Origin of the sequence: Mesorhizobium sp. M0633, assembly GCF_040320645.1 — a bacterium.
Taxonomy (GTDB): domain Bacteria; phylum Pseudomonadota; class Alphaproteobacteria; order Rhizobiales; family Rhizobiaceae; genus Mesorhizobium.
In genome coordinates this window covers 93,369-104,413 of the sequence record NZ_JAMYQC010000025.1, presented here as the reverse complement: position 1 = coordinate 104,413, position 11,045 = coordinate 93,369, and the positions used below count along the sequence as shown (strand labels likewise).

At 62.0% G+C, this 11,045-nt stretch carries 13 protein-coding genes and 2 tRNA genes; 7 read left to right on the top strand and 8 right to left on the bottom strand.

Annotated elements, in window-relative coordinates:
* Positions 1-633, bottom strand: a 633-nt coding sequence (locus tag NKI47_RS23945; protein ID WP_352593853.1) for a GTP-binding protein, incomplete at its 3' end; no start/stop codon positions are given.
* Between the two features lie 272 nt (positions 634-905).
* Here NKI47_RS23945 and NKI47_RS23940 point away from each other — a divergent pair.
* The 3 genes from NKI47_RS23940 to NKI47_RS23930 all read left to right on the top strand — a co-directional run bounded on the left by NKI47_RS23940 (position 906) and on the right by NKI47_RS23930 (position 3,041).
* On the top strand, positions 906-1,793 hold the full coding sequence (locus tag NKI47_RS23940; protein ID WP_352593852.1) for a DMT family transporter: 888 nt from the start codon (positions 906-908) through the stop codon (positions 1,791-1,793).
* Between the two features lie 33 nt (positions 1,794-1,826).
* Positions 1,827-2,276 carry a GFA family protein gene (locus NKI47_RS23935; RefSeq protein ID WP_352593851.1) on the top strand — a complete coding sequence of 150 codons (450 nt, stop codon included), beginning with the start codon at positions 1,827-1,829 and terminating at the stop codon, positions 2,274-2,276.
* A 105-nt stretch (positions 2,277-2,381) separates the two neighbouring features.
* Entirely contained in the window at positions 2,382-3,041 is a 660-nt protein-coding gene (locus NKI47_RS23930; RefSeq protein ID WP_352593850.1) for a peptidoglycan recognition protein family protein, read from the top strand.
* Between the two features lie 45 nt (positions 3,042-3,086).
* On the opposite strand, the gene NKI47_RS23925 is transcribed toward NKI47_RS23930, so the two are convergent.
* Complete coding sequence (locus NKI47_RS23925; protein ID WP_023717513.1) at positions 3,087-3,344, bottom strand: GlsB/YeaQ/YmgE family stress response membrane protein; 258 nt, start codon at positions 3,342-3,344, stop codon at positions 3,087-3,089.
* 159 nt (positions 3,345-3,503) lie between these two features.
* Between NKI47_RS23925 and NKI47_RS23920 the strand changes: the two genes are divergently transcribed.
* Positions 3,504-3,971 (top strand): YidB family protein, encoded by a 468-nt coding sequence (locus tag NKI47_RS23920; RefSeq protein ID WP_352578225.1) that lies wholly within the window; start codon positions 3,504-3,506, stop codon positions 3,969-3,971.
* Between the two features lie 167 nt (positions 3,972-4,138).
* On the opposite strand, the gene NKI47_RS23915 is transcribed toward NKI47_RS23920, so the two are convergent.
* Positions 4,139-4,212 (bottom strand) — tRNA-Gly (locus NKI47_RS23915).
* A 67-nt stretch (positions 4,213-4,279) separates the two neighbouring features.
* Positions 4,280-4,364, bottom strand: a tRNA-Tyr gene (locus NKI47_RS23910).
* 202 nt (positions 4,365-4,566) lie between these two features.
* Between NKI47_RS23910 and NKI47_RS23905 the strand changes: the two genes are divergently transcribed.
* Positions 4,567-5,424, top strand: coding sequence for a TrmH family RNA methyltransferase (locus tag NKI47_RS23905; protein ID WP_352593849.1), 858 nt, complete (start codon positions 4,567-4,569; stop codon positions 5,422-5,424).
* Positions 5,425-5,434: 10 nt separating this feature from the next.
* On the top strand, positions 5,435-5,746 hold the full coding sequence (locus NKI47_RS23900) for a hypothetical protein (protein ID WP_352570930.1): 312 nt from the start codon (positions 5,435-5,437) through the stop codon (positions 5,744-5,746).
* A gap of 12 nt (positions 5,747-5,758) precedes the next feature.
* Here the strand turns inward: NKI47_RS23900 and NKI47_RS23895 are convergent, their stop codons facing one another.
* The 3 genes from NKI47_RS23895 to gcl form a co-directional block, all read right to left on the bottom strand.
* Complete coding sequence (locus NKI47_RS23895; protein WP_352593848.1) at positions 5,759-6,643, bottom strand: 2-hydroxy-3-oxopropionate reductase; 885 nt, start codon at positions 6,641-6,643, stop codon at positions 5,759-5,761.
* 161 nt (positions 6,644-6,804) lie between these two features.
* Positions 6,805-7,602, bottom strand: a complete 798-nt coding sequence (gene hyi / locus NKI47_RS23890) for a hydroxypyruvate isomerase (protein WP_023680427.1) — start codon at positions 7,600-7,602, stop codon at positions 6,805-6,807.
* A 23-nt stretch (positions 7,603-7,625) separates the two neighbouring features.
* Positions 7,626-9,407: a glyoxylate carboligase gene (gene gcl / locus NKI47_RS23885; protein ID WP_352593847.1), complete on the bottom strand. Its 1,782-nt coding sequence runs from the start codon at positions 9,405-9,407 to the stop codon at positions 7,626-7,628.
* Between the two features lie 202 nt (positions 9,408-9,609).
* Here gcl and bhcR point away from each other — a divergent pair, with 202 nt between their 5' ends.
* Positions 9,610-10,467 carry an HTH-type transcriptional regulator BhcR gene (bhcR, locus tag NKI47_RS23880; protein ID WP_352593846.1) on the top strand — a complete coding sequence of 286 codons (858 nt, stop codon included), beginning with the start codon at positions 9,610-9,612 and terminating at the stop codon, positions 10,465-10,467.
* Positions 10,468-10,507: 40 nt separating this feature from the next.
* Here the strand turns inward: bhcR and NKI47_RS23875 are convergent, their stop codons facing one another.
* Entirely contained in the window at positions 10,508-10,864 is a 357-nt protein-coding gene (locus NKI47_RS23875; RefSeq protein WP_352593845.1) for a hypothetical protein, read from the bottom strand.
* Positions 10,865-11,045 lie beyond the last annotated feature (181 nt).

Below are 11,045 nucleotides of genomic sequence, written 5' to 3'. Positions count from 1 at the left end.
CGGCATCAGGAACGGCTTGTCGAGCGGACGCACCGGCGTCGGGATGTAGGCATCGACCGCAGCCATCAGTTCGCGGATGGCGTCCTCGCCGATCTTCTTGTCGCTATCTTCAAGTGCGGCAAGCGCCGAACCCTTGACGATCGGAATGTCGTCGCCGGGGAACTCGTTCTTGGTCAAAAGCTCACGCACCTCGAGCTCGACCAGCTCGAGCAGCTCGGCGTCGTCGACCTGGTCGACCTTGTTCAAGAACACCACGATCGAGGGCACGCCGACCTGGCGGGCGAGCAGGATGTGCTCGCGCGTCTGCGGCATCGGGCCGTCGGCGGCCGACACCACCAGGATCGCGCCGTCCATCTGCGCAGCACCGGTGATCATGTTCTTCACATAGTCGGCGTGGCCGGGGCAGTCGACATGGGCATAGTGGCGGTTGGCGGTTTCGTATTCGACGTGCGCCGTCGAAATGGTGATGCCGCGCGCCTTCTCTTCGGGCGCCGCATCGATCTGGTCGTAGCGCTTGTATTCGCCAAAATACTTGGTGATCGCCGCCGTCAGCGACGTCTTGCCATGATCGACGTGACCAATCGTGCCAATGTTCACATGAGGCTTAGTGCGCTCGAATTTACCTTTTGCCATAGTCTCTTTCCTTGGACGGCCTGGGGACGGCCTGGACCTTCAGTTCAGTCGAATGCGGGGCGATTAGCGACTAAGGCCGAAAAACACAAGTGCCTTGTCGCCGAGCGCGCTCGCCCGGCCCGAACGCGTGATCCGGTTTCGGAGAATGTGGCGCGGATATAGGAACGAACAAGGGCAAATGGAATGGTTACGGCGGCGGCTGACGGCTTTGCCGGATTTACAGCCGGATCTGGCCCATTGCCGCCCTGGCGCCGGTCTGATTTCGTGGGCCGATGCATTTCATCCCGACTGCCATACGAGGCCCGCTGTTCATGGTCGTTTCGACCGGGTCCTACATCGTCAACGACACGATGATGAAACTCGCAACCGCGGGACTGCCGCCCTATGAGGTGCTGTTCCTGCGCGGCGCTGCGGCAACATTGTGGGGCATTCCGCTGCTGTTCATGCTGGGCTATGGCAAGCAGATCCCGCTGATCCTCGACGCCAAGGTTTTGCGCAGGAACCTGCTCGAACTGGGTGCGATCCTTTGCTACGTGGTGGCGCTCGCCAACATGCAGATCGCCGATTCGACCGCGCTCGGACAGATCACGCCCTTGCTGATGCTGGTCGGCTCCTCGATGCTGTTTGGCGAACGGATCGGCGGGGTGCGCCTGGCGCTGATCGGCCTTGGTTTTATCGGCGCGGTGATGGTGGCACAACCGACGATGCAGGGGATTTCGGTCTATGCCCTGCTGGCGCTAGGCAATGCAGCCCTGTCCGCGGCGCGCGATCTGGCCGGACGCAAGGTCGCCGCCGACGTGCCGGGAATGGTCGTCGCTATGTCCGCGGTGATTGTCGTGCTCGCGGGGGCCGGGGCAGCTCATTTGCTTTCCGAGCAGTGGGTGGTGCCTGAAATCCGTCACCTGCTGCTGATGGGCGGCGCCGGACTGTTCCTGATCTTCGGCCACTTCTTCATCTTCATGGCCTATCGCGTCGGGCCGACCAGCGTGGTAGCGCCGTTCTACTATTGCTTTACCGTCTGGGCGGTGACTTCAGGCCTGGTGGTTTTCCGGCAGCTCCCGAATGCGCTGGCCATCTGCGGCATCCTGCTGGTGGTGGCCAGCGGGTTGACCATCGTCTCGCTCGACGAGCGCAAGCGCCGGTTGACCGTCGTCGCTTGAAACTGAAATCGGCCTGCACAATAGGAGGAGCGCGTGGCAAGCCCGGATGACAACCAGAATTCACGCAACCGCAGGCTTATCGGAAAGTGCCTGTGCGGCGCCGTTCAGTACGCGGTGGCGGACGCGTTCGTCTATGCCGCGAACTGCCACTGCTCGAACTGCCGGCGCACCACCGGCTCGGCCTTCAAGCCATTCGCCGGCATCGAGCGCGACAGGCTGAGCCTGGCGAGGGGCGAGGACAATCTCATGATCTTCGGCGACGACACCGGCCATGACGCGCACTGCAAGACTTGCGGCTCGTTGCTCTATTCGGTGGTCCGCGACGGTGCCTTCGTGCATGTCGCCATGGGAAGTCTCGTCGACGAGCCGACCATCCGGCCGACGCAGCACATCTTCGTCGGCTCCAAGGCGAAGCGGTTCACGATCACCGACGATCTGCCGCAATACAGAGAACACGCGGTCGCCGGAGATGCCGGCGAATAGCTGACCGTTAGAAAACGCTCAACCAAATTATCGTTTCGTTTTCGCGTCCGCCGCCAAGGAAACTATACTGTGCTCCGTCACTGAACCTATGTCGCGGAGATTTCTGTGGCATTGCCGCCCGACTGGTTGCCCAATGGTGCGATGAGGCGCGTCATTTGCCACTGGACGGCCGGCTCGCATTCGGCCGGCGATACCGACAGGGATGCGTATCACATACTGGTCGAGGGGAATGGCCGCCTGGTCAGGGGCCGGCCTTCGATCGCGCTCAATTCGAGCCGGGTAAAACCGGGATATGCCGCGCACACGCTCAACTGCAACGGCGGCTCGATCGGGGTTTCGCTCTGCTGCATGGCCGGGGCGGAGGAAAGGCCGTTCGATGCCGGCCGCTATCCGATGACCAGGGCGCAGTGGGACGCGATGGCCGCCGTCGTCGCCGAACTCTGCAAATACTACCGCATCAAGGTCACGCCCAAAACGGTGCTGTCGCATGCCGAAGTCGAGAGCAATCTCGGCATCGAGCAGCGCGGAAAATGGGATTTCACCCGGCTGCCCTTCGATCCGACGATCAGCGGCGCAAGCGCCTGTGGCGAGCGGCTGCGCCGGGACGTGACGGCGGCAATTGGCGCGATGCCAAATCTGCCGGTTAGGATTGGGCGCGATGCCGCATGGCAGCGACTGCTCGAGGAATTATGGCCGATCATGGTGAGAGGGCTGGAAGCCGGCCTCAACACGCTGATCCGCGAAATCCTCAAAAGGATCAGATAGGCGGTCGGCATTCACCCGAATGCCGACGCAACTGCCGGACGGCTTCTACAGAGCCCTCTTGCCGCTGAACTGGTGATAGGCCCACAGGACAACCACCGCACCGACCACGGCTACGATCAGGCTATAGATGTTGAGCCCGGTAACGCCCGACGCGCCAAAGGCGCTGAAGATGAGCCCGCCGACGATGGCACCGACAATCCCGAGCACGATGTCGAGCACAAGGCCTTGCCCGCTTTTATTGACGATCTTGCTGCCTATGAAGCCGGCGATGACGCCGAGAATAATCCAGCTTAATATTGACATTTTTCCTCTCCGTTCCCCGCACCCGATTACTTCCACATTATTAAGCAAAGCTCAAGCCAACTTGAAAATCATGATTACGGAAAGCTCAAACCGGCTTGAAATTCGCCATGGATGCGTCATTGTTGGAGATGGACGGGCAATTTGACATGGAGATCCACAATGGGACTGTTTGACAATGCCGTTCCCGGCGGCAACGTCGCCAAGCCGCTGATGATCGCGCTCGGCGCACTTTTGGTGGGAAAAATGCTGAGCGGTGGAAGTTCCGCCCAGACGGAGGCAGCGCAAAGCCCTGCCCCCGTCCCGCCTGATACAACCGCATCCGCCGATGGCGGCCTGCTCGGCGGTCTGGGCGGCCTGCTCGACAAACTGAAGGACGCCGGCCACGGCAACGTTGCCAATTCGTGGGTCGGTACCGGTCAGAACCAGCCGATCAACCCCAGCGATCTGGGCAGTGCTCTCGGGCCACAAATCATTCAGGAGATCGCGCAAAGGACGGGCCTGAACCAGCAGGATCTGCTCAAGCAATTGTCCGCGGCCTTGCCCGGGCTTGTCGACCAGCTGACGCCGAACGGGCAAGTGCCGCAGCAGAACCAGCTCGCGTCCATATTCAGCAAATTCGCGAGCTGACGCCTGTCGCCCAACGCCGCCTGCGGTTCGGGACAACGATAACACAGATTAAGATGCGCGTCCGTCTGGACGCGCAACGAATACTTTGAACTATCGGCAAAAGCGCTTCGCTTGGGGCTGCCTGCTTCGGCATCGTGCGCGAGGTGCGCCGCGGCTTGGGGGAAATCTGGAGCGGGTAGCGGGAATCGAACCCGCATATTCAGCTTGGAAGGCTGCTGCTCTACCACTGAGCTATACCCGCGCCTTTCAGTCAAGCATCGGATCCGCTCCGACGCTCGCTCTGCGTTTCAGGGCTTCCGGGCCGGCAGTGGTGGAGAGGGTTGGATTTGAACCAACGTAGGCATAGCCAACGGATTTACAGTCCGTCCCCTTTAACCACTCGGGCACCTCTCCAGTCTGCCGCCGGAGCCATGCAACGAGGCATCGACGCGTCGCGGCTGCCAAAGCAGCCCTTCCGCGAAGCGCCTTATGGCGGCAGCGCCCAAAACTGTCAACCGCAACAGTCCGGCAAAAAGCGCTGAATCTCACGCCTCGCCCGACAAGCAGCTTATGCGGCTGTATCCATGGCCGGACGACACAGCTATAGAAGCCGGCCATGAGCAACGATAACAAATCCAAGACCCCTAAAGACACCCACTACGCCAAGCTGCGCCGCGCGCATCGCGACGAGAAGAGCGGTGGCGCGCCTGCATTCAGGCCACGCCAGCCGGTGCCGCCCGGCGAGAACCCGGCGGATGGGCTGGTGCGGCTCTACGGGCTGCACACGGTGCGGGCCGCACTCGACAATCCGCGCCGAAAAATCAAGAAGATGCTGGTGACGCGCAACGCTGCCGAGCGGCTGGCAATCGCCGACCTTGGCGCTTTGCCCTTCAAGGCGGAGTTGGTCGAACCCAGGGACATCGACAAGGTCACCGGCTCGGATGCCGTGCACCAGGGCGTGCTGATCGAGGCCGAGCCGCTGAAACCGAAACGCCTCGATGCGCTCGGCGACACCAGGCTGGTGCTGGTGCTCGACCAGATCACCGATCCGCACAATGTCGGTGCGATCCTGCGCTCGGCGGTGGCTTTCGGCGCCGGTGCATTGATCACCACGGCGCGCCACAGCCCGCAGGAATCCGGCGTACTGGCGAAGTCGGCCTCCGGCGCGCTCGAGCATATCGACCAGATCGAGGTGAAGAACCTCGCCGATGCGCTGGAGCAGCTGCACGAGGCCGGCTTCCAGACCATCGGGCTGGATTCGGACGGTCCGGCGGAGCTCGAAACGAGCTTTTCGGGAGAGAAGATCGCATTGGTGCTGGGCGCCGAGGGCAAAGGCCTGCGCCAGAAGACGCGCGAGACGGTGACGACGCTGGCCCGCCTCGACATGCCGGGCGCCATTCGTTCGCTCAACGTCTCGAATGCCGCGGCGGTGAGCCTTTATGCGGCGAGGCGGTGGTTCGCGCGCGGCAAATAGGGCGCAATGCATGTCATTGGATTTTGCCGTTCTCAATCCAGATGGACATATCGATCGATGCGTATCGGTAGGTCCCTCTGCGCATCATGAAATCGTGTCAATCGCAAACCAAAACGCGTTTGAACTCATACTGAAATTCGAAGATTTCTATGAGGACGTCACTCTTCCGATCGAATCCCTACCTTCCTTGACCAAGCAAGTTGAGGCACTTGTGCGAACTGAAGGAATGTCGGAGGAATCCAAAGATTTTCTGAAACGTTTTGCCGATCTCATACGCTATGCGGTCGAACGAAGTCGGCCCATCGAAGGTATTGCAGACTAATTCACTTCACTCTCACCCAACCTCGTGACCAGCCATCCGCTCCAGTGCCCTGACCAGTGCCGAATGGTCTTCCTTTGCTCCACCGTTCGCCGCGCAAGAGTTGAACAATTGCTGCGTCATCGAGGTGTTGGGTAGTGCTACCCCAAGCGCCTTCGCGCCTTCCAGCGCCAGATTGAGATCCTTCTGGTGGAGTTCGACGCGAAAGCCCGGCGCGAAGCTGCGCTTGATCATGCGCTCGCCATGCACTTCCAGGATACGCGAGTTTGCGAGCCCGCCCATCAGCGCCTGCCTGACCTTGGCCGGGTCGGCGCCGGCTTTCGATGCAAAAACAAGCGCTTCGGCGACGGCCTCAATGGTCAGCGCGACGACGATCTGGTTGGCGACCTTGGTGGTCTGGCCGACGCCGTTCGGTCCGACCAGAGTGATGTTCTTGCCAAGCTTCTCGAAGATGGGCCTGGCGCGTTCGAAGGCTTTTTCCTCACCGCCGACCATGATGGTCAGCGAAGCCGCCTTGGCGCCGACCTCGCCGCCCGACACCGGCGCGTCGAGATAGTCGCAGCCGAGATCGTTGATCTTTCTTGCGAATTCCTTGGTCTCGATCGGCGAGATCGAGCTCATGTCGATGACCAGCTTGCCTCTTGTTAGGCCGGACGCGACGCCGTTTTGGCCGAACAGCACATCGGCGACCTGCGGTGTGTCGGGAACCATGGTGATGACGATGTCGGCCGCGCGCGCGACGGCATCATGGCCGGTGACTGTCTTCAGGCCCTTGGCGACGAGATCGGCCGGCGGCTTCGAGCGGTGGTCGCTGGCGACGACCTGATAACCGGCGTCTAGCAGATGCCCCGCCATCGGCGCGCCCATGATGCCGAGGCCGATGAAGCCGATGGTTTCCATGTTTTTCTCCAAGTGACTATGTGAAACGCCCCCTCATCCGGCCCTTCGGGCCACCTTCTCCCCGAGGGGAGAAGAGATCGCGAACGCCGGTGCCAGCCTCTTCTCCCCAGCGGGCAGAAGGTGGCCGCGCAGCGGCCGGATGAGGGGGCCTCTCTTGCCCGCTACGCCGCCGCGCTGCCCTGCCCGGCCAGGTCCCGGAACCACCCCAGTCCGGCATCCGTCCCCGCCTTCGGCTTATACTCCGCGCCAATCCAGCCGGCATAGCCGATGCGGTCGATGTGGTTGTACAGAAAAGGAAAATTGATCTCGCCCGTCCCCGGCTCATGACGGCCGGGATTGTCCGCAAGCTGGATATGCGCGATGCGGTTGAGGTTTGCCTCTATGGTACGGGCGAGATCCCCCTCCATGATCTGCATGTGATAGATGTCGTATTGCAGGAACAGGTTCTTCGATCCGACGCGGTCGATCAGGGCCAGAGCCTGGTCCGAGTAATTCAGGAAGAAGCCCGGAATGTCGCGGGTGTTGATCGGCTCGATCAGCAGCCTGATGCCGGCCTGCTCCAGCTTTTCGGCCGCGAAAGCCAGATTTTCGGCGAAGACGTCTTCCAGCACGGAGCGATCGACGCCTTGCGGCGCGATGCCGGCGAGGCAGTTGACCTGCTCGCAGCCGAGCGCATGGGCATAGGTGACGACCTTGGCAATGCCCTGCCGGAACTCCGGGATGCGGTCGGGCAGGATCGCGATGCCGCGCTCGCCCTTGGCCCAGTCGCCGGCAGGCAGGTTGAACAGGACCTGCGTCAGCCCGTTCTTCTTCAACCTGGCCGCGACGACATCCGGCGCATGGTCATAGGGGCCGATATACTCGACGCCCTTGAAGCCGGCGCGGGCGGCGGCATCGAAGCGGTCGAGGAAGTCATGCTCGCCAAAGAGCATCGAAAGATTGGCTGAAAACCGTGGCATGGCAGTAGTTCCTCATATGCGGCTTAATCGAGCATGACGATCGCCGTGGGGGCATCTTCGTGATGTTCGGCTAGCTCCTCGAATTCGGTGATCTTGTCGATTTCGGTACCCATCGAAACGTTGGTGACGCGCTCGAGGATGAATTCGAGCACCACCGGAACCTGGTGCTCGTTCATCAGGCGCTTTGCCTCTTCGAAGGCACCGGCGAATTCCCCCGGCCGGCGCACCCGGACCGCCTTGCAGCCCATCGCCTCGGCAACGGCGACGTGGTCGACGCCGTAGCCCGCCTCGGGATCGCCCTGTCGGTTGACGTTCTCGAAGGCCAAGCTGACTTCGAAGTCCATCGAAAAGCCGCGCTGCGCCTGGCGGATCAGGCCGAGATAGGCATTGTTCACGACGACATGGATGTAGGGCAATCTGTGCTGCGCACCGGCTGCCAACTCCTCGATCATGAACTGGAAATCATAGTCGCCGGACAGCGCCACGATGGTGCGGTCCGGATCGGCGGCGCGAACGCCAAGTGCTGCCGGCAATGTCCAGCCGAGCGGGCCGGCCTGGCCGCAATTGATCCAGTTGCGCGGCTTGTAGACATGCAGGAATTGCGCCCCGGCGATCTGGGACAGGCCGATCGTGGTGACATAGGTGGTGTCGCGGCCGAACGCCTTGTTCATCTCCTCGTAGACGCGCTGCGGCTTCAGCGGCACCTGGTCGAAATGCGTCTTGCGCTTCATTGTCTTCTTGCGCTGCCGGCATTCGCCGGCCCAGCCCGACCAGTCGCGCAATTTTCCGGCCGTCCTCCACTCGGTGGCGACGTCGAGCAGCATCTTAAGCGCCGCACCGGCGTCCGAGACGACGCCGAGGTCCGGCGCGAAGACGCGGCCGATCTGCGTCGGCTCGATGTCGACGTGGATGAATTTCTTGCCCTTGGTATAGACGTCGACCGAACCGGTGTGGCGGTTGGCCCAGCGGTTGCCGATGCCGAAAACGAAATCGGCTTCGAGCATCGTCGCATTGCCATAGCGGTGCGAGGTCTGCAGCCCGCACATGCCGGCCATCAGGCGGTGGTCGTCGGGGATCGCGCCCCAGCCCATCAGCGTCGGGATGACAGGCACGCCGGTGACCTCGGCGAACTCGATCAGCAGATCGGACGCATCGGCGTTGATGATGCCGCCGCCGGCGACGATGACAGGCTTTTCCGCCGCGTTCAGCATCGTCAACGCCTTCTCGGCCTGGGCGCGCGACATTGCCGGCTTGAACGGCACCAGCGGCTCGTAGGCATCGATGTCGAACTCGATCTCGGTCAGTTGCACATCGACAGGCAAATCGATCAGCACCGGCCCCGGCCGCGACGAGCGCATCAGATGGAACGCTTTCTGCAGCGCCATCGGCACCAGATAGGGTTCCATGACGGTAACAGCCCATTTGGCGACGGGTGCGGCGATCGCCGCAATGTCGACGGCCTGAAAATCCTCCTTGTTGAGACGCGCGCGCGGCGCCTGCCCGGTGATGCAGAGGATGGGAATTGAATCGGCAGCGGCCGAATAGAGGCCGGTGATCATGTCGGTGCCGGCGGGACCCGAAGTGCCGATGCACAGACCGATATTGCCCGATCTGGCGCGGGTAAACCCTTCGGCCATATGCGAGGCCGCCTCGACGTGACGCGCAAGGATGTGGCGGATACTGCCCCTCGCCTTCAGTGCCGAATAGAGCGGGTTGATCGCAGCACCCGGCACGCCGAAGGCACAGGAGATGCCTTCCTTTTCGAGAACGAGAACCGCTGCGTCGACTGCGCGCATCCTGGCCATGTCAGCCTCCACGGAATTGTTGATAGCCTATGATGCCAGCGCACCAATGATTTTTCAATTTTTTCAGAATATTTTTTCATTTCTAGAAAACGGCTCTTGTGAGTTGAATTGATTTGACTTTCTGTTTTCCACGAATTCGCTTGGCAAATCGGTGAAAAACTTTTTCATTGCTTGTTGGGCGAACAGAGCGAAGAATGGCCCGATGGAGACCACCGAAAAACGCCAGCGCGGCCGGCCGCGCGCCTTCAACGGGCCGGCCGAGGCCGCCTCGGTGCAGTCGCTGGACCGGGCGCTGCGCATCCTGGCAATCGTCGCCGATGGCAGTGGCCTGTCGCTGAGCGAGATCGCCGCCAGTTCCGGTCTGCCGGCATCCACCGCCTACCGCATGCTGACGACGCTGGAAAACCACGGCATGGTCGAGTTCGACGGCCCTGACCAGCTGTGGTCGATCGGCGTCGAGACCTATCGCATGGGCGCGGCGTTCCTGCGCCGCCGCAAGCTGGTCGACCGCGCCCGTATCGTCATGCAGGAACTGATGGAGAAGACCGGCGAGACCGCCAATCTCGGCGTCGCCGAGGACGATTGCGTCGTCTTCGTCAGTCAGGTCGAGACGCACCAGGCGATCCGCGCCTTTTTCCGGCCGGGCACGCGCAGCTCCTTCCATGCCTCGGGCATCGGCAAGGCGGTGCTGGCGCATCTCGAGCCGGAGCGCGTCGCCACCATCCTGCGCCGGGCCGGGTTGGAGCGCTTCACCGAAAATACGCTGTCCGACATCTCGGCGCTCGCCCGCGACCTGGTGACGATCAAGCTGCGCGGCTGGTCGGTAGACGACGAGGAGCGGCATCCCGGCATGCGCTGCGTTGCCGCCGCCATCTTCAATGAATTCGGCGAGCCGATCGGCGGCGTTTCGGTCTCCGGGCCGACAGTACGGGTCACGCCGGAACGGCTGGCCGAGATCGGCCCGCTGGTGCACGATGCGGCGGCGGAGGTGACGAGGATGATCGGCGGGCTGCCGACCCCTCCCGGCCTTGGCAGCGAGCCGAGCGCATGGCAGCGCTGACCGGCGCGGAATGGTGCGACATCTGCCAGGATGGCCAGAGCTAGGCCCCGGGCACCGCGCTCTTGGTCGATAGGTCGTAGAAATCAAGCAGCATCGCCAGCCCAACTCCGCAGGCGGTGAAGATGAGGCCGGCAATGAAGATACGATTGGCGCGTTCATAAACGCGCCGTTGTAGAGACGTTATGTCGAGCAGCAACCGCAGCGCTCGTATCTGCAGGGCAATGCCGATCAAAATCGGCGCGACGGCGGCCAGGTGATAGATTTCCCATGGTATCGGGTTGGCGGCCCAATGCGTGATGAAGCCCAGCGAGAACGCCAGCAGGATGCCGACGGTGGTGATTGTGCCGTTGCGGAAAATTGTCTCGATCGGCTCTTCGTTCGGATCTTGCTCGCCCAAGCGCCCTCTCCCCTGTTTCGGTATCGGTGCAGATTAGGCTGTTGGGAAATCGCTGTACATCGGCAAGAGTGTTGGCGAATGCTGAAGCGGCATCCGATCTCGTCTTAAGTGGGCGATGTTCGACAGGACAGAGAGGCTGACGGAGCGCGGCTTTATTCCAGCTTGGGTTCCTCGCCCCACG

Bases quoted from the DNA above. Each gene is read 5' to 3' on its own strand.
- NKI47_RS23940 (WP_352593852.1), top strand. From the start codon at position 906: ATGCATTTCATCCCGACTGCCATACGAGGCCCGCTGTTCATGGTCGTT.
- NKI47_RS23925 (WP_023717513.1), bottom strand. From the start codon at position 3,344: ATGTCAATATTAAGCTGGATTATTCTCGGCGTCATCGCCGGCTTCATA.
- NKI47_RS23920 (WP_352578225.1), top strand. From the start codon at position 3,504: ATGGGACTGTTTGACAATGCCGTTCCCGGCGGCAACGTCGCCAAGCCG.
- NKI47_RS23905 (WP_352593849.1), top strand. From the start codon at position 4,567: ATGAGCAACGATAACAAATCCAAGACCCCTAAAGACACCCACTACGCC.
- NKI47_RS23900 (WP_352570930.1), top strand. From the start codon at position 5,435: ATGTCATTGGATTTTGCCGTTCTCAATCCAGATGGACATATCGATCGA.
- NKI47_RS23895 (WP_352593848.1), bottom strand. From the start codon at position 6,643: ATGGAAACCATCGGCTTCATCGGCCTCGGCATCATGGGCGCGCCGATG.
- hyi (WP_023680427.1), bottom strand. From the start codon at position 7,602: ATGCCACGGTTTTCAGCCAATCTTTCGATGCTCTTTGGCGAGCATGAC.
- gcl (WP_352593847.1), bottom strand. From the start codon at position 9,407: ATGGCCAGGATGCGCGCAGTCGACGCAGCGGTTCTCGTTCTCGAAAAG.
- bhcR (WP_352593846.1), top strand. From the start codon at position 9,610: ATGGAGACCACCGAAAAACGCCAGCGCGGCCGGCCGCGCGCCTTCAAC.